Origin of the sequence: Aeromonas sp. 159, assembly GCF_963862045.1 — a bacterium.
Classification (GTDB): Bacteria; Pseudomonadota; Gammaproteobacteria; order Enterobacterales; family Aeromonadaceae; genus Aeromonas; species Aeromonas veronii.
The window spans coordinates 1-17,379 of record NZ_CAWLMI010000052.1 but is presented as its reverse complement, the minus strand read 5'-3'; the positions used below and the strand labels follow the sequence as shown (position 1 = coordinate 17,379).

At 61.8% G+C, this 17,379-nt stretch carries 17 protein-coding genes and 1 pseudogene; 3 read left to right on the top strand and 15 right to left on the bottom strand.

What is annotated here, in order from left to right:
- Window positions 1-30 precede the first annotated feature (30 nt).
- The gene (locus AACR14_RS10795) at window positions 31-1,734 is read right to left on the bottom strand and encodes an amidase (protein WP_019446180.1); all 1,704 of its coding nucleotides are present in this window, start codon (window positions 1,732-1,734) and stop codon (window positions 31-33) included.
- Between the two features lie 125 nt (window positions 1,735-1,859).
- The gene (gene aguA, locus AACR14_RS10790; RefSeq protein WP_019446179.1) at window positions 1,860-2,957 is read right to left on the bottom strand and encodes an agmatine deiminase; all 1,098 of its coding nucleotides are present in this window, start codon (window positions 2,955-2,957) and stop codon (window positions 1,860-1,862) included.
- A 155-nt stretch (window positions 2,958-3,112) separates the two neighbouring features.
- On the opposite strand from aguA, the gene AACR14_RS10785 reads away from it, so the two are divergent.
- Window positions 3,113-4,066: a LysR family transcriptional regulator gene (locus AACR14_RS10785; RefSeq protein WP_019446178.1), complete on the top strand. Its 954-nt coding sequence runs from the start codon at window positions 3,113-3,115 to the stop codon at window positions 4,064-4,066.
- 58 nt (window positions 4,067-4,124) lie between these two features.
- Here the strand turns inward: AACR14_RS10785 and AACR14_RS10780 are convergent, their stop codons facing one another.
- Complete coding sequence (locus AACR14_RS10780) at window positions 4,125-4,691, bottom strand: TetR/AcrR family transcriptional regulator (RefSeq protein WP_019446177.1); 567 nt, start codon at window positions 4,689-4,691, stop codon at window positions 4,125-4,127.
- Window positions 4,692-4,890: 199 nt separating this feature from the next.
- Between AACR14_RS10780 and AACR14_RS10775 the strand changes: the two genes are divergently transcribed.
- Window positions 4,891-5,928 (top strand): alkene reductase, encoded by a 1,038-nt coding sequence (locus AACR14_RS10775; protein ID WP_019446176.1) that lies wholly within the window; start codon window positions 4,891-4,893, stop codon window positions 5,926-5,928.
- Between the two features lie 99 nt (window positions 5,929-6,027).
- On the opposite strand, the gene rpoS is transcribed toward AACR14_RS10775, so the two are convergent.
- From rpoS to putP, 10 genes are all read right to left on the bottom strand, one after another.
- Window positions 6,028-7,011: an RNA polymerase sigma factor RpoS gene (gene rpoS, locus AACR14_RS10770; protein WP_019446175.1), complete on the bottom strand. Its 984-nt coding sequence runs from the start codon at window positions 7,009-7,011 to the stop codon at window positions 6,028-6,030.
- 45 nt (window positions 7,012-7,056) lie between these two features.
- Complete coding sequence (locus AACR14_RS10765; protein WP_026035041.1) at window positions 7,057-8,127, bottom strand: LysM peptidoglycan-binding domain-containing protein; 1,071 nt, start codon at window positions 8,125-8,127, stop codon at window positions 7,057-7,059.
- Between the two features lie 9 nt (window positions 8,128-8,136).
- On the bottom strand, window positions 8,137-8,718 hold the full coding sequence (locus tag AACR14_RS10760) for a YqaA family protein (protein ID WP_005354505.1): 582 nt from the start codon (window positions 8,716-8,718) through the stop codon (window positions 8,137-8,139).
- Complete coding sequence (locus tag AACR14_RS10755) at window positions 8,715-9,332, bottom strand: protein-L-isoaspartate(D-aspartate) O-methyltransferase (protein ID WP_005335507.1); 618 nt, start codon at window positions 9,330-9,332, stop codon at window positions 8,715-8,717. The genes AACR14_RS10760 and AACR14_RS10755 overlap by 4 nt, the downstream gene beginning before the upstream one ends.
- A 7-nt stretch (window positions 9,333-9,339) precedes the next feature.
- Complete coding sequence (surE, locus tag AACR14_RS10750) at window positions 9,340-10,101, bottom strand: 5'/3'-nucleotidase SurE (RefSeq protein WP_005362779.1); 762 nt, start codon at window positions 10,099-10,101, stop codon at window positions 9,340-9,342.
- The gene (gene truD / locus AACR14_RS10745) at window positions 10,082-11,140 is read right to left on the bottom strand and encodes a tRNA pseudouridine(13) synthase TruD (RefSeq protein ID WP_019446173.1); all 1,059 of its coding nucleotides are present in this window, start codon (window positions 11,138-11,140) and stop codon (window positions 10,082-10,084) included. Before truD ends, surE begins: the two co-directional genes overlap by 20 nt.
- Entirely contained in the window at window positions 11,140-11,616 is a 477-nt protein-coding gene (ispF, locus tag AACR14_RS10740; RefSeq protein ID WP_005362783.1) for a 2-C-methyl-D-erythritol 2,4-cyclodiphosphate synthase, read from the bottom strand. Before ispF ends, truD begins: the two co-directional genes overlap by 1 nt.
- A 146-nt stretch (window positions 11,617-11,762) precedes the next feature.
- Window positions 11,763-12,455, bottom strand: a complete 693-nt coding sequence (gene ispD / locus AACR14_RS10735) for a 2-C-methyl-D-erythritol 4-phosphate cytidylyltransferase (protein WP_019446172.1) — start codon at window positions 12,453-12,455, stop codon at window positions 11,763-11,765.
- Entirely contained in the window at window positions 12,448-12,765 is a 318-nt protein-coding gene (ftsB, locus tag AACR14_RS10730; protein WP_005335520.1) for a cell division protein FtsB, read from the bottom strand. Before ftsB ends, ispD begins: the two co-directional genes overlap by 8 nt.
- A 208-nt stretch (window positions 12,766-12,973) precedes the next feature.
- Window positions 12,974-14,491, bottom strand: a complete 1,518-nt coding sequence (putP, locus tag AACR14_RS10725; protein WP_026035040.1) for a sodium/proline symporter PutP — start codon at window positions 14,489-14,491, stop codon at window positions 12,974-12,976.
- Between the two features lie 326 nt (window positions 14,492-14,817).
- Here putP and AACR14_RS10720 point away from each other — a divergent pair, with 326 nt between their 5' ends.
- Complete coding sequence (locus tag AACR14_RS10720) at window positions 14,818-15,711, top strand: VirK/YbjX family protein (RefSeq protein ID WP_019446170.1); 894 nt, start codon at window positions 14,818-14,820, stop codon at window positions 15,709-15,711.
- A 69-nt stretch (window positions 15,712-15,780) separates the two neighbouring features.
- Here the strand turns inward: AACR14_RS10720 and AACR14_RS10715 are convergent, their stop codons facing one another.
- Entirely contained in the window at window positions 15,781-16,707 is a 927-nt protein-coding gene (locus AACR14_RS10715) for a L,D-transpeptidase family protein (RefSeq protein WP_005354531.1), read from the bottom strand.
- Window positions 16,708-16,894: 187 nt separating this feature from the next.
- A pseudogene (locus AACR14_RS10710) lies at window positions 16,895-17,379 on the bottom strand (mechanosensitive ion channel domain-containing protein); the annotation flags it as partial.

The window sequence follows — 17,379 nt, the reverse complement described above, 5'->3', positions numbered from 1 at the left end:
ATCTAACAACTATCAGGCCAGCGGCGACGCTCAAGCCAACGGCGGCGTGCGCGGCGGCACCATACGCTTGCTGCCGGTGGACTCGAAGGCCGAGGCAAAGCGCAGCAGGTTGTTGTCGTCATAGGCGCGACCGGCGAAGGTCAGGCCCACCGGCATACCGATATCGGCCATCACCCCCATAGGGACGGTGACGGTCGGTACGCCGAGGTGGCGAATAGCGAGGTTGCCGTTTGCAACCCAGATGCCGTTGCTCCAGGCGATATCGGCAGAGGCCGGATTCACATCCGCATCAGCCGGGGCGACGTCCGCGACGGTGGGGAACAGCACGGCGTCGAGCTTGAGCCCGTCCATCCAGTCCTCCAGATCCAGCTTGCGGGTCTTCTCCAGACCACGCAGGCCATCCGGCACTGTGGCGATCTCGTCCCAGGATTTCAGTCCGCGCTTGGCCATATTGACGTACTCGTCCATGCCCGCCGCCAGATCACCCTCGCGGTTCGGCAGGGTGCCCGGATCGTGGGGGAAGATCTTCGGCCCATCGACATCGGCCAACTTGTTCAACTTGGGATCGCCGTTGGCACGCAGGAAGTCGTCGAACGCCCAGCCGGAGAGCTCCCACAGCTCGTCGTTGAGAAACTCCGGGCTCACGATACCGCGATTGAACACGGTCGGCGCGCCGGGTCGGTCCCCTTCGCAGTTGGAAACCAGCGGGAAGTCCACTTCGATGACTTCGGCGCCAGCGGCTTCCAGCGCCTTGCGCGCATCTTCCCAGAGGGCGATCACGGTCTCGCGGGTATGGATGCGCTGACCGGTCGGGCCGCCGATACCGGGGTTTTCGCTGGTGCCGACCAGTTCATCCTTGTTGATAAACATGCGCGGCACGCCGAGGCGCTTGCCCTTGAGGGCATCAGGCTTGGCAGCCAGATCCAGATAGGAAGCCGGACGCACTTCAGAGGCCTTGGGCAGCTGCACCCAGGGCTGCAGGCGCCACAGATCGCCACGGGTATCGGCATCGTCGGCCACTACCACGTCGAGCACTTCCAGCAGATCGTTCATGGTGCGGGCATAGGGCACCACCACATCCATAGTCGGAGTCAGCGGCCAGTTGCCGCGCACCGAGATGACGCCACGGGACGGGGTGTAGGCACACAGGCCATTGTTGGAGGCCGGGCCACGGCCGCTCGACCAGGTCTCTTCGGCCAGACCAAAGGCGGAGAAGCTGGCAGCGGTGGCGGTACCAGCGCCGTTGGAGGAGCCGGAGGCAAACGGCGCGGTCAGGTAGTCGGCGTTGTAGGGGCTCTCGGCACGGCCATAGACGCCGCGCTGCATGCCGCCATTGGCCATCGGCGGCATATTGGTTTTGCCAAGGCAGATGGCACCGGCGGCGCGCAGGCGCTCAACGGTAAAGGCATCACGCTGGGCCACCAGATCCTTGAAGGCCGGGCTGCCGGAGGCGGCAGTCAGCCCCTTGACCAGATAGCTGTCTTTGGCGGTGTAGGGGATGCCGTCGAGCGGCCCCAAAGTTTCACCACGGGCGCGGCGCGCATCGGACGCCTGCGCCTCTTTCAGTGCATCGGGGTTGGGGACTACCAAAGCGTTGAGCTTGGTGGCAGTCTCGGGGCCATTGTAGGCCTCGATCCGGGCCAGATAGGCCTTGACCAGTTCGACCGCTGTGGTGCGGCCTGATTCGAGCGCGGCACGCAGCTCGGCAATGGAAACCTCGGTCACTTCGATCATGGGGATCTCCTGTAAAAGGGTGACTGTTTGTCATGATGATCGCCGCATCAGCGCATGCGACCATCACACCATCAAGAGATAAAACCCCACGGCGTGGGGTTTTGAATACTCACCGGAACCGGTTCTTATTTGCCGGAAGGGATCTGCTGAGTAATGCAGTGGATATTGCCACCGCCCAGCAGGATCTCGCGGGCCGGCACGCCGACTACGGTGTGCTCCGGGAAGATCTCTTCCAGAATGCGCTGGGCTTCGCCATCGGTGGCGGCATCCAGCAGCGGGTAGACGATGCGATCGTTGGTGATGAGGAAGTTCACGTAAGAACCGGCCAGACGGCCCTCGGCCTCGCGCGGCACACCGCTGCCGCTCTCGACACCGGCAGACTCCTCTTCGGTGCAGAACAGCGGGCCCGGCTGGGGCAGCTTCCACACTTTCAGCTTGCGACCCTTGGCATCGACCGCCGCTTCCAGCACCTTGAGGGCGGCCACGGAGCGGGCGTACTGGGGATCGTTCTGGTCGTCAGTCCAGTGCAGGGCCACTTCACCCGGACGCACGAAGCAGCACATGTTGTCGATGTGGCCGTCGGTTTCATCCATGTAGACGCCTTCGTCCAGCCAGATAAAGCTGGTGACGCCCAGATAGTCGCGCAGGTGAGCTTCGATCTGCTCTTTGGTCAGGTGCGGGTTGCGGTTTTCGTTGAGCAGGCACTCGGCGGTGGTCAGGCAGGTGCCTTCGCCATCGACATGGATGGAGCCCCCTTCCAGAATCAGCGGCGCGTCGTAACGAGCCATGCCGTGCTGGGCCAGCATCTGGGCAGCAACCTCTTCATCCTGATTCCACGGGTAGTAGAGACCACCCTTGTGTCCGCCCCAGGCGTTGAAGCCCCAATCCACCCCACGGCACTCGCCGGCAGCGTTGGTGACGATGGTCGGGCCGGTATCGCGGGCCCAGCAATCATCGCTGTTCATCTCGACCAAGGTGACGTGGGCGGGCATGATGGCGCGGGCCTGCTCCATAAACTGGGCCGGTACACCCATAAAGACCGGGGTAGCACCACCGATGGCATCGGCCACCTTGGCGAAGGTCTCTTGCGCGAAGCGACCGGCTACGCGCCAGTTGTCCGGGCGAAACGGCCAGATCATCCAGACGGCCTGCTGGTGCGCCCACTCGGCGGGCATGGTGAAGCCGTCGGCGGCCGGCGTGGAGTTAATGGTCTTGATGCTCATCGCAAGGCTCCTTGCATGGATTGAGGCCCCCGTTTACGCCAGATGCGGTGCGGGAACCCGGAAAAATAAGAGTGGGTCGCAGATTAAGACGTTGCGCCCCCATCCATCAAATGAATAGGATGGATTGTCCCATAAACACGGCGAATAATCCCCCCATGAAACTGCACCAGCTCGACCTCAATCTGCTGCTCGCGTTTGACGCCCTGATGACGCAAGGGAGCGTCACCCGCGCCGCCGAGGCGCTCTTTATCAGCCAGCCCGCCATGAGCCACTCCCTAAACCGGCTGCGCACCTTTCTCGGCGACCCGCTTTTGGTACGCACCCCGCAGGGGATGCTGCCGACCTCGCGCGCCCAGCGGCTGCATCTCGGGGTGCAACAGGCGCTGCGGCTGCTGGAGCAGCAGCTCACCGAGGAAGAGGAGTTCGAGCCGAGCCAGTCGAAGCGGCGCTTCGTGCTCTGCACCACAGATTACGTGGAGTGCGTGCTGATCCCGCCGCTTATTCAGCGGCTCAGACGGCTAGCGCCGGGGGTCACCATCGAGATCCGCATCCTGCGCGACACCCTGCCCGAAGCCGAGCTGGCGAGCGGCGAGATCGATCTGGTGCTGGGCTTTGACGAGTACATGCAGGTGCCGGGGTATCTGGGCAAAGAGACCTGGCTCACCGAACCGCTGGCCGGACTGGTGCGCGCCGATCTGCCGATTGCCAAATCGGCCCCCGCCGGTGCCGAGGATGACCCCTCCCAGTGGATGGAGCGCATCACCTTGCAGCAGCTTATCGCCATGCCCCATGTGTTCCACTCGCCGCTGGGCACCTCGGAGGCGAGCCTCGACCGCTATCTGAAGAGTCAGGGCTTTAGCCGCACCATCTCGGTCAACAGCCAGAGCTATATGTCCGCCGCTGCCATCGTCAGCCAGAGCGATCACCTCTTGGTACTGCCCAGCATGGTAGCCGAGCTGCTCGCCACCCACTGGCCGCTGAAAAGCCTGCCGCTGCCCGAAGACGTGCCGGATTATCACCTCAACTGCGTCTGGCACCCCGTGCATGCCCAGCAACCCGCGCTGGTATGGCTGAAAGATTTGATGAAAGAGCTGGTGGGGCCGAGGTAACCCTCCCGCAAACAACAGTGGCTCCCGAGGGAGCCACTGTTGTTTCTGCGGTATCGCGTTACGCCCGCAGGGCCCGCATCAGCTGGGCGACTACGTCGTCGAGCAGGGGGCGATCGGGGCGACACTGGGCGAAGGTGACCAGCCCTTGCAGGTTGATCAGCAGCAAGGCGGTGAGGGTATGGATATTGCTATCCGGTGCCAGTTCGCCCTTGGCCTGCGCCTGTGTCAGCAACTCGGCCAGATCCTGCTCCAGCTCGCCATAGATCCCCTTGACCCGCTGGGTCAGCTCTTCATCCTGTTCGCTCAGCTCCATCATGGTGCGGGTCACCAGACAGGTGCCGCAGAGCGCCTCGGTCACCACCTGATCGAGATAGGCAGCAAGGCCCGCCAGCGGGCTCGGGTTGTCGAGCAAGGAGCGGCGCAGGGTGCGTTTACCCTCGACATAGTGATCCACCGCCGCCAGCAGCAGGCCGCGCTTGTTGCCAAAGGCGCCGTAAATGCTGCCCGGGTGCAGGCCGGTGGCGGCCACCAGCTCCTGCATGGTGGTCTTGGCATATCCCTTGGCGCGAAACGCTTCCATGGCATTTCGCAGTACCTCGTCCCGATCAAACTCGGCTATGCGCATGGTTCCTCCCGTGGGAAATGGTTCACCGGCAAGGAGCAACAGGGCCCGCCGATAAAGAGTGGCTGGAAAGGGCGGCAAGTTTACCCCAGCCGCCCGCTCGGGCCAACCTTCTTGAACGCGCATTCAAAAAAAGCTTGCGCCCGACGCAAAAAACGTCTTGAATGCACGTTCAAGAATAACCCGTTCAGGACAACCTATCATGAATACCCTGTTTCAGCCGTATCGACTCAATGACACTCTGACCCTGGCCAACCGTTTCATGATGGCCCCGCTCACCCGCTGCATGGCAGGCCCAGGTCTGGTGCCGACCGAGCAGATGGCAGCCTATTACGGCCGCCGCGCCGACATCGGCCTGATTGTTTCAGAGGCCGTCATCATCCGCCCCGACGCGCAGGGCTACCCCAATACCCCGGGCCTCTTCACCCAGGCGCAGATCGATGGCTGGAAGAAAGTGACCAGCGCCGTACACGCCAAGGGCGGCAAGATCTTCGCCCAGCTGTGGCACGTCGGCCGCCTCTCCCACCCCTTCTTCCATCAGGCTGAAGTGTTGGCCCCCTCTGCCGTGGCGCACGAGGGCACTGTGCCCCGCATGCGCGAGCTGACCTATCAGGTGCCGCGCGCCCTGACCGAGGCCGAAATCGCCCAGCTGGTGCAGGATTACGCCCAGGCCGCTGCCAACGCCATCGAGGCGGGCTTTGACGGGGTGGAGATCCACGGTGCCAACGGCTACCTGATCGACCAGTTCCTGCACCACTCCACCAACCTGCGCAGCGACAACTACGGTGGCAGCCCGGAAAAGATGAGCCGCTTCGCGCTGGAAGTGGTCGATGCTATCAGCGCCCGCATCGGCGGTGATCGGGTTGGTATTCGCCTCTCCCCGGGTGCCTATGTCCATCTGGCGGGCAGCCCGGAAGATCGCACCGTGTTCGACTATCTGCTGGGCAAGCTGAACGATCGCCCGCTGGCCTATATCCACCTCGGCATCTTCGATGACAACCTCACCTTCGATTATCTGGGTGGCCGCGCCTCCGACTATCTGCGCGCCCACTACAAGGGCAATCTGGTCGGGGTGGGCAACTACGACGCCGAGCGCGCCGCCGCAGCCATCGAGGCCAACCGCTTCGATCTGGTGGCCATCGGCCGTCCGCTTATCGCCAACCCGGACTATCTCGCCAAGGTGAAGAAGGGCGAAGCACTGGTGCCCTACGCCGACACCATGCTGGCCGAGCTGGTATAACCACGAAGCCATCGCCAGACCACAGGCAATAAAAAACGAGGGGAGCTGTTGCTCCCCTCGTGCTATCTGGCTGATGCGCTGATCAGTTGGTGCGGATGCTTAATTGGTACGAAACAGCGCCTCGATGGAGAGCCCCTGGCTCAGCAAGATCTCCCGCAGACGGCGCAGCCCCTCGACCTGGATCTGACGTACCCGCTCGCGGGTCAGGCCAATCTCGGCTCCCACATCCTCAAGGGTGGCAGGCTCGTAGCCCAGCAGACCAAAACGACGGGCCAGCACTTCCCGCTGCTTGGGATTGAGCTCCTCCAGCCAGTGGACAATGCTGCTGCGCATATCATCTTCCTGTGACTCCAGCTCAGGCCCCATGCCACGCTCGTCGGAGAGCACATCCAGCAGCGCCTTGTCGCGATCGCCACCGATGGGGGTGTCCACCGAGGTGATCTTCTCGTTGAGCTTGAGCATGCGGTTCACGTCGTCCACCGAACGATCCAGCGCGAAGGCGATATCCTCGGCGGTCGGTTCATGATCGAGACGGTGAGAGAGTTCGCGCGCGGTGCGCAGGTAAACGTTTAACTCTTTGACCACATGAATGGGCAGACGGATGGTGCGGGTCTGGTTCATGATGGCCCGCTCTATGGTCTGGCGAATCCACCAGGTAGCATAGGTAGAGAAACGGAAGCCGCGCTCGGGGTCAAACTTCTCGACCGCGCGGATAAGACCGAGGTTGCCCTCTTCGATAAGATCCAGCAGCACCAGGCCGCGGTTGTTGTAACGACGGGCGATTTTCACCACCAGTCGCAGGTTGGACTCGATCATGCGCTTGCGGGCGGCTTTGTCCCCCCGCAAGGCACGACGGGCGTAATAGACTTCCTCTTCGGCAGTGAGCAGCGGGGATAAACCTATCTCCCCCAGATAGAGTTGCGTGGCATCCATCACCTTGTTCAGTTCCGGTGCCAGCAACTCATCGGAGATAGTCTCGTCCGCCTCGGCGGCTACCTCCTGCAACTCTTCTACCTCGTGAGATTCGGGTTCAGCGTCAAACTCTAACTCTGCATCCTGCATTACCAGTTGTTCTTGGCTCATGGTGTGTCTCCCTGACGTTACCAGAGTAAGACGGTCTCTCTGGGGTTAACGCTTTGGCAAATAGCTCATCGGATTGATCGACTTGCCTCTGTACCGGATCTCGAAATGCAATCGCACATCCGGCGCGTCCGTGCTACCCATGTTGGCAATGACCGAGCCCCCCTTGACGCTGTCCCCTTCCTTCACCCGCAACTCGTCGTTGTGTGCGTAAGCGGAGAGATAGTCATCATCATGCTTGAGGATAATCAGCTTGCCGTACCCCCTTAAAGCACTGCCAGCGTATACCACTTTACCGCTGCTGGCGGCGTAGACGGGTTGCCCCTTCTGGCCGGCTATGTCGATCCCCTTGTTACCCTGTTCTGCAACAGAGAACCCCTCGACAATCCGGCCTTTTGCGGGCCAGTGCCAAGCAAGTCTCGACTGGGGGTTGTTTGTTTTTTGTTCTTTGACCTGAGCGTATTCCTTCGGTGCTGCCGGAGCAACGGATTTCTGAGAGATGAATGGCGTGGTCTGACCAGATCCACTCGGCTCGGCCAACGGACGCGGACCGCTGCTCGGACGGCTCACGGCCACCGGCGTCACGGTTGCCGGACGAGTCGCAGCCACCATCTGGGTCGAACCGCCGCCTGCGGTCTGGACATTGAGCACCTGACCCGGTTGCAGCGCATAGGGGGCGCTCAGGTTGTTGCTCTGGGCCAGCGCCTGCGGCGTCATGCCGAACTGGCGGCCGATGCTGCTCAGGGTATCGCCGCGGCGCACCTCATAGGTACCGGCACTGCGGCTGCTGCCAACACTGGCGCTGGAACCATCGAGTCGCAGACGCTGCCCCGGATAGATGTTGTAGGGCGGGCTGATGTTGTTGAGGCTGGCCAGCGACGGCACGTCGTTGCCGGAGTTGAAGGCGATGGAGTAGAGGGTATCGCCCCGCTTCACCACATAGCTGCCGCCCTGAATGGGGGCGCTGACCTGGGCACCGCTTTGGCGAGCCGGAATGGTCGAGACAAACTGCCCCTCATCAACACCATCTACCGGAGCTGCATTTTTACTGGAGGAGCAGGCAAGCAGCAGCCATGACAACACCACGACACTGCTTCCTTGCCAAATACGCGAACGCATAATGGATCCTTAACGACTAAACCAGAAATAGGCCACCACGGCCAGACCAATACAGAGCCAACCGAGCACATCTACGTAGTGCATCAGTTTGCGTTCCATTTTCTCGCCACCCCAACGCATCAGGCCCGCAACCAGGAAAAAGCGCATGCCACGACCGATGAGGGAGGTGATGATGAAGGGCAGCAGAGCCATTTGCAACAACCCTGCCGTCACGGTAAACACCTTGTAGGGGATAGGGGTGAAGCTGGCAATGAAAATGACCCAGATCCCCCACTGCTCAAACCAGTTGCGAGCGATTTCGATCTTGTCCTGATAACCCACAGACTCCACCAGTGGCAGCACGACCGGATCCCATAGCGCATAGCCAAGGGCATAGCCAAACAGGGCGCCCAGCACAGAGAAGACGGTAGCCAGCGTGGCGTAGTGCCACGCCTTGTGGGGCTTGGCGAGCGCCATCGGTGCCAGCATCACGTCCACCGGGATCGGCCAGAATACCGACTCGATGAAAGCGGTGATGGAGAGATACCAGGGGGCATGCTTGTGGCGAGCCCACTGCATCACCAGTACGTACAAACGGGAAAACAACTTCACTCAACATCTCCGTCAATCAGGGGAACAAAACGTACCGGCTCCAGAATACGGCTGGTCAGCTGGGATCCGGATCGTTCGATCAGTTGCAGGGTTTGCTGGCTATCGCCCACGGGCAACACCAGTCGGCCCCCTTCGGCCAGCTGATCGGTCAGTGCCGTCGGGATCTCGCTCGCCGCGGCCGTCACCAGAATGGCGTCATAAGGCCCCTTGTTGGGCCACCCCAGCCAGCCGTTGCCGTGCTTGGCCGAGACATTGTGCAGATCGAGCTGGCGCAGTCGGCGTCTGGCCTGGAACTGCAGCGACTTGATCCGCTCCACGGTATAAACATGCTCCACCAGATGGGCGAGGATCGCCGTCTGGTAGCCCGAGCCAGTGCCAATCTCCAGCACATGGGCCGGATTGTTTTGCATCAGCAACTCGGTCATTCGCGCCACCATATAGGGCTGCGAAATGGTCTGGCCGTGGCCAATGGGCAGGGCGGTGTTGTCCCACGCCTTGTGCGCCATGGCCTCGTCCACGAACAACTGGCGCGGCACTTTCGCGATGGTCGCCAGCACGCGAAAATCGCGAATATCCTGCGCAATGAGCTGATTTAACAGGCGCTGTACTATCACACCACCCTCATCCCTGCAGATCTAACCAGGCCCCCAGACCGGCGAGACTGTCGTAGGCAGTCATATCGATGGTCAGGGGGGTAATCGAGACATAGCCCTGCTCGATGGCAGCAAAATCGGTACCCTCACCGGCATCCTGCTGGCTACCGGGGGGACCGATCCAGTAGATGGGCTGGCCACGGGGATCCTCGGTGCAGATCACCGACTCCGCCCGGTGGCGGTTGCCAAGGCGGGTGGTCTTGATCCCCTTGATCTGCTCGAGGGGCAAGTCCGGCACGTTGACGTTGAGGATCTGATCGGCAGGCAGGGGGTGTTTCATCAGCCCCTTCACCAGCAGGGCCGCATAGTGGGCCGCCGTGGCGAAGTGGGTCTTGCCTACCAGCGAGATGGCGATGGAGGGGTAGCCAAGATGGCGCCCCTCGGTGGCCGCGGCGACCGTGCCCGAGTAGATGACATCATCCCCCAGGTTGGCGCCGTGGTTGATGCCGGCCACCACCATGTCGGGTTCAGGACGCACCAGCTCGTTGACCGCCAGATGCACGCAGTCCGTCGGCGTCCCCTTCACCGCATAGCTCTCGCCCCCATTAAAGCCGTTTTCTGCAATGCGGGTAACCCGCAGCGGTACTTCCAGCGTCAGGGAGTGACTCGCGCCGCTGCGGTTACGATCCGGCGCCACCACAATGACCTCGCCGCAGGCGCGCAGCGCCTCGCTGAGGGCACGAATCCCCTCAGCATGCACACCATCATCATTACTGACCAGAATTCGCATCGGTCTGATTCCTGAAACCGTGATCGGCCTCTTCGGCCTGCATTAACTCGCGCACCACGCTGGTGGCAAACGCGCCCGCCGGCAGGAAGAAGGAGAGGGTCAGCGCCTCGCCGTCCAGCTGCCAGCTCATCTGCTCCGGCTTGAGCAGCAGGGGACGCCTGTCCTGATCCAACCCTGCCTTCTCCAGCCCGTCACACCAATCGCTGTAGGGAGCCAACACAGCCTGTTCGAACTCGGCAGCGGCGCCCTGACTGGCCAGACGGCCACGGCCCCACTGGGGCGCGGTGAGCTGCACGTCGCCGGAGGCAAGACGCGCTTCCAGCTCGGGGGTCACGCTCTCTTCGCTGAAGATGGAGTGGCTGCCCTTGAGCATCACGCAATCACCGGCCAGCAGCTGATGAGCCAGCCCCTGCCCGATACGGGCGCTGACAATGGCGTTGAACAGCATGCTGCGGGCGGCAGAGAGGTAGAGGGAACGCTTGTTGCGATCCTTGATCCGCTTGCCGGCAAACATCGCCTTGGCCGCTTCCAGGTTGTTGCCATCGCGGCCAAAACGCTGCTCACCATAGTAATTGGGTACACCCTGAGTGGCGATGGCCTGCAGGCGCGCTTCCAGCCCGTCGGCCTGTTCCAGACCGGTGAGACGCAGGGTGAAGTGGTTGCCCTTGAGGTAGCCGACCCGCAATTTGCGGTTGTGACGCCTGGCTTGCAGGATCTGGATGCTGTCGCTCTCGATAACCGACAAGTCCGGTTCGGCCTTGCCCGGCAGGTGAATGCCGAACCACTGCTCGGTCACCGCGTGGCGATCCTTCAGGCCCGCCCAGGTCACCGCATTGCGGTTGACCCCGGCCGCATCGGCCAGCAGACCCGCCACCCAGGCGGTGTTCTCGCCGGTTTTGCGCACCCGGACGAAGATGTGCTCCCCTTCACCGCAAGGATCGAAGCCGAGATCTTCATTGACCACGAAGTCGGCGGCCTCGGCCTTGAGGATACCGCGGGCAGTGGGCGCCCCGTGCAGATAGGCAAGTTGTTCCAGCATTATTGTTTCACCAGTAGGACGACGGCTTCGGTGGCGATCCCTTCCTTGCGCCCCGTAAACCCAAGCTGTTCGGTGGTGGTCGCCTTGACGTTCACCCGGTTCAAATCACATTGCAGATCGGCGGCCAGCACGGCGCACATGGCGTCGATATGGGGGGCCATTTTGGGGGCTTGGGCGATGATGGTCACATCCAGGTTGCCGATGGCATAACCCGCCTTCTGTACCCGGGCAAAGACATCACGCAGCAGAATGCGACTGTCGATCCCCTTGAACTCGGCAGCGGTATCGGGGAAGTGGCGACCGATGTCACCGGCACCGATAGCCCCCAACAGGGCATCGCTTACCGCGTGCAGCACCACATCGCCGTCGGAGTGGGCAACCAGCCCCTGCTCGTAGGGAACCGGCACGCCACCCAGCATGCAGGGGCCAACACCACCAAATTTATGGACATCAAAACCATGACCAATGCGAATCATCAGCGGCAACCTCCCAACATGCTGAAACCAACCCCATCAATTTTGTGTACGTCCACACCATGTCCAATCCGGATCATGCTAACTCCTTGTTCGGGCCTGTTTGTTCGAGACACTCTGCTCTGAACGGTCTGTTCTGACTGAGGGGCTTATGCCTGCTGGCTTAAAAACAGCCCCGCCAGCGACAAGTCTTCCGGCCGGGTCACTTTGATATTGTCGGCGCGCCCCTCCACCATCCGCACCGCGAATCCGGCCCGCTCCATGGCGGAGGCCTCGTCGGTGATGGTGGCGCCCAGCAGCAGCCCCTCTTCGAGCGCCCGCTTCAGGGCACGGGTCGGGAACATCTGCGGCGTCAGGGCATGCCAGAGCTGCTCGCGCTCGACGGTGGCGATGATATTGCCCTCCCCATCGGAGCGTTTCATGGTATCGCGCACCCGACTGCCGAGAATGGCACCGCCGCAGTTCATGGCCACGGCAATCAGCGCCTCGAGATCGCCGTGAGTCAGACAGGGACGGGCCGCATCGTGCACCAGCACCCACTCCCCTTGCGCCACATGGAGACCATTGAGGACGGAAAAGGCGCGCTCGGCGCCTCCCTCTACCCGCACAATGCGCGGGTCGGCCGCCACGGGCAGGGCCTCGAACCAGCGGTCATGGGGCGCCAGCGCCACGATCACCTGGGCGATGGCCGGGTGGGAGAGCAGCCGCTCCAGGGTATGTTCGAGAATGGTTTTACCCGCCAGTTGCAGGTACTGCTTGGGGCAATCGGCCCCCATTCGGCTGCCGATACCGGCGGCAGGGACGATCGCCGTCAGGCCGGATACCCGGCTGGCATCAGTCATCGTAGGGCTCATCGTCCGGCGCTGTCTCTTTGTCTTTCTCTTTGGGGATGATCCGGTAGAAGGTCTCCCCCTGCTTGATGTAACCCAGATCGTTGCGCGACAACTCCTCGATGGCCTCAAGGCCAGAGGTGAGATCATCTATCTCGCGGTAAATGAGGTCGTTACGATCCTTGAGAGTCTGGTTGTCCCGCTGTTGCTGCGAGATGGCCTCCGACAGGTTCTGATAATCGGATAGCCCGTTCTTCCCCAGCCAGAGGTCATATTGCAGTCCCCCCAGCAGGAGGATCAGGATCAGGGTGAATAGCCGCATGCACTAGGTCTCCTTCAGGCGGCCTAGTGTCCCATATTCGGTGCCAAGACAAAAGAAAGCGAGCACCCGGGAGCCACTGGCCGAACATAAAAAAGTGCCCAAGAGTGAATCAGATAGCACAAAGCCCCGCCAAACCGGTGCAAGGATGGCCAACCAGGGCGCTCCTTGTCCGGGGGCGGGGCTCTCAATCAGAAAGCGGTAAGGGGGATCAGTTCACCACGACTGGTTCTCCCGCGCTCTCGGCCGGAGTGTTGTACTCCTCCTCGGCATCGCGAAAACGCTCCAGCATCGCTTTTGAGGGCGCTTCGCCCAGCAGACTGCCCACCACGATGGCCAGCAGCGCGAACAGGAAGCCCGGGATGATCTCGTAGAGCCCCAGCCAGCCGAACTGCTTCCAGACGATGACGGTGATGGCACCGACCAGCATGCCCGCCAGCGCGCCGTTGCGGGTCATTCTCGGCCACAGCACCGAGAGCAGCACCACGGGACCAAAGGCGGCACCGAAACCGGCCCAGGCGTAGCTCACCAGCCCCAGTACCCGGTTTTCCGGATTCATGGCAACGGCGATGGCAATCACCGCGATCAGCAGCACCATCAGGCGCCCCACCCACACCAGCTCACGCTGGGAGGCGTTCTTGCGCAGGAAGGGCTTGTAGAGATCCTCGGTAATGGCGCTGGAGCAGACCAGTAATTGACAACTTAGCGTGCTCATTACCGCCGCCAGAATGGCGGAGAGCAGCACCCCGGCGATCCAGGGGTTGAACAGGATCTTGGAGAGCTCGATAAAGACCCGCTCCGGGTTGCCGGTCACTCCAGCCGCCACTTCCGGGAAGCGGGCGAAGTAGGCCAGCCCGAAGAAGCCGATGGCCACCGCGCCTGCGAGGCAGAACACCATCCAGGTCATGCTGATACGGCGGGCATTGGCCATGGAGTGGTGGGAGTCCGCTGCCATGAAACGGGCCAGAATGTGGGGCTGACCGAAGTAGCCAAGGCCCCAGGCCATCAGCGAGACAATGGCGATTACATCCAGATTCTTGAACATGTCGAGGTTGGTGGCGCTCTTGGCAGCCACCTCGATCATGGCGCTGTCCACCCCGCCGACGGCGATGATGACGAAGACCGGGGTCAGGATCAGGGCGAAGATCATCAGGGTTGCCTGCACCGTGTCGGTCCAACTCACCGCGAGGAAGCCGCCGAAGAAGGTGTAGGTGATGGTGGCTGCTGCACCGACCCAGAGGGCGGTGTTGTAATCCATGCCGAAGGTGCTTTCGAACAGACGGGCACCGGCCACCACGCCGGAGGCGCAATAGATGGTGAAGAAGAGCAGGATCACCAGCGCCGAGAGGATGCGCAGCACCTTGCTGTGATCTTCAAAGCGATAGGTGAAATAGTCCGGCAGGGTCAGGGCGTTGCGGTTCTTCTCGGTATGCACCCGCAGGCGACCCGCTACCCAGCGCCAGTTGAGGTAGGCGCCGATCACCAGACCGATGGCGATCCAGCTCTCGGAGATGCCGCTGACGAAGACGGCGCCGGGCAGCCCCATCAGCAGCCAGCCGCTCATGTCGGAGGCGCCGGCGGAGAGGGCGGTCACCCAGCTCCCCATCCGGCGGCCGCCCAGAATGTAGTCATCAAAGTTGCGGGTGGCGCGATAGGCGACGAAGCCGATCAACACCATCCCGAGGATATACACCAGGAAGGTGATTAACATGGGTGTGCTAGCTGTCATGCAAAACTCCGTTTTGTGTCATTTTCTGCCCGCTCTGGTGACGGGCTCATCCCTAAAAAACCGGCCTAGCTTAATCAGCCGTTCGCGCCAGCTCAACCACTTTTAACAAACACAAAACACAATAAAAACCTTTGCGCATCAAATCATCTGCCACATCAAGAGGATGGTGCCAGATTTCCTGCCGTTGCCGTGATGATCATCTCGCAGCGCCCGCCGCTACTGAGCGTTATGTTTTCACATTTTGTTACTATCCATTTTTTTACAAGCCAGCGCCCCGCTCCTACACTCCCCGCCCTGTCTCATCACACCAGTCAGAGGTCGGCACCATGTCATCTCATCTGTCACACCTGCGAACCCTCGCCCGCCGCCTTCACCCGGTGGAGGAGTCGGGTCATCTCATCCGACGGGCCAAGTATGTGGGGCGTCTCTGGCTCAATCCCGGCGCCCGCGCCCTCTATCGCCAGCAGCAGGAGCAACCGCTGCTGGCGCAGGCGATCAGCCGCTTCCCCGATATTCTGGAAAAGCCGATCCACCCCTATCGCCACAAGGGGCTCCGCAAGCGCCTGCGAGCGGGACTTATCAGCGGCCACTACCAGCAATTGGCACGTCAGCTGCCCAAGGCGCAACAACTGGCAATCTACAGCGGGCGCGGCCTGCTGCTGGCCCAGTGGCAGAGCGACAAGCTGACGGCCCCCCTCACCCTGCAACTGGATTACCAAACCCACATGGGCAAAGAGGGGGAGATGAGCCTGACCCTCAAGCTGGGTGACGCGGCGCTCTATTACATGGCCCTCAATCTGCGCCCCGCGCCGAACCCGACCCTCGAGATCTGCTCGCTGCAGGGCGGCAAGGGGCAGAGCGAGGAGATCAAGCTGGTCACCAAGGCGTGCGGCGGGCTGCGCCCCATGTCCCTGCTGGTCTATATGGCTGCCGAGCTGGCCCGAGGATTAGCGTGCAAAAGCCTGCTCGGGATCCGCACCCAAAGCCACGTCTATCAGAGCAGCAAGCGCACCGCCGATCGGGTCAAGTTCGACCTCGACGGCTTGTGGCAGGAGCATCAGGGTTGCGTGCAGGATGAACTCTGGATGAGCCTGCCGCTGGAGGTGCCCCGCAAGACGCTGGAGGAGATCCCCTCCCGCAAGCGGGCCAGCTACAAGGCGCGCTATCAGCTGCTCGATCAGCTCGGCAGCGAGCTGCAGGCAAATCTGCTGCGAAGCTGAGTCAGCACAGCAGAAACAAAAAGGGCGAACAGCATGCTGTTCGCCCTTTGTCATGACGGGGATTTGCCCTTAGCGGTTGATCGCCATCGGCATGCCGTTGCGCTGCTCCAGCGCCTGCTTCACCAGTTGGGAGTCGCTGTCGGCGTGGGCAATGAAGCGGGTCACCGCCGGAGTCATCGGCAGCGGTGCCGGCAGCTTGGAGTTGAACTCCTCTTCGCTGCGCGACAGCGGCTGATGCACTTCCAGATAGCGGACACCGTTGGGCTCGAGAGAGGCCTTGATCGGCTGGTTGACGAACTGGACGCGGGTACCGACCGGTACCTGCTTGAACAGGTAGGCGATGTCGTCGTTGCGCAGACGCACGCAACCGTGGCTCACCCGCAGGCCGATGCCGAAGTTGGCGTTGGTACCGTGGATGGCGTACATCTTGCCGATGTAGAGGGCAAACAGACCCATGGGGTTGTCTGGGCCGGCCGGCCATACCGCAGGCAGGCTCTCGCCACGGGCGGCATATTCGGCATGCATCTTGGCGGTCGGGGTCCAAGTCGGGCCCGCTTTCTTGCGCTGCACACTGGTCACCCAGTTTTCCGGGGTATCGGTGCCGAGCTGGCCGATGCCGATGGGCAGCACTTCCACCACTTTTTTACCCTTGGGGTAGTAGTAGAGGCGCATCTCGGCCACGTTCAGCACGATCCCTTCACGGGGTGCATCCGGCAGGATCAGTTGCTGGGGGATCACCAGCTTCTCGCCGGTCTGTACCAGCAGGGGATCCGCATCGGGGTTGGCTTCGGTCATGTTGGTGAGCCCCAGCTGGAATTTGGCCGCAATGGCCTCCAGCGGCTGGCCATTCTCTTCGGCCGGAACCACGTATTCCAGATTTTCCCCTACCAGACGGCTGTTGGCCGCAGGCAGAGCATATTCAACAGCGAAAACCGGCGCAGCGGTCAGCAGCAGGCTGTAGCAGAGTGTTGCCACACTATTGCGAAGGAGCTTCATAACTTTCCCATGATGATGACTTGAAGTGACGTCTCTGGGCTGGCAGCTGATCAAGAGGGGATCAGGGGCGCGAAGAGAAGGCCGCCATTTTTCTCCTCTGCACGGCAAATTTCAACTGACAAGTGGCGACGGGTCGATGATTAATATGCGGTTTTTTCCGCGTCCCCGACCCGTCCGGTTTCCCTGTTTATCCCCGTTGCCAGGCACGCATATCGTAACCTGTGGGAGATTGATGCAACCGCAGATGAAATTGCTCAATGATGGCGAAGATATGGTCGAAAATATCGGCCTGGATCCCTTCGTAATCGGCCCATGCGGTAGTCGCGGTGAAGCAGTAAATTTCCAGCGGCAAACCGTCTGACGTGGGCGCCAGCTGGCGCACCATCAGGGTCATGTCCTTGCGAATGCCGGGGTGGGCGCGCAGGTAGGCATCCAGATAGGCGCGCAGGGTGCCGAGGTTGGTGAGGTGACGACCGTTGATGGGGCAGCTCAGGGCATCGCTCAGCTGCTGATTGTAGGCACTCAGCTCCTGCTCCTTGCGGCTCAGATAGGGTGCCAGCAGTTGGGCCTGCTTGAGCTGCAACTGCTCCTCGGCCGTCAGAAAACGCACGCTGGTCATGTCGATATTGACGCTGCGCTTGATGCGGCGGCCGCCCGACTCGGTCATCCCCT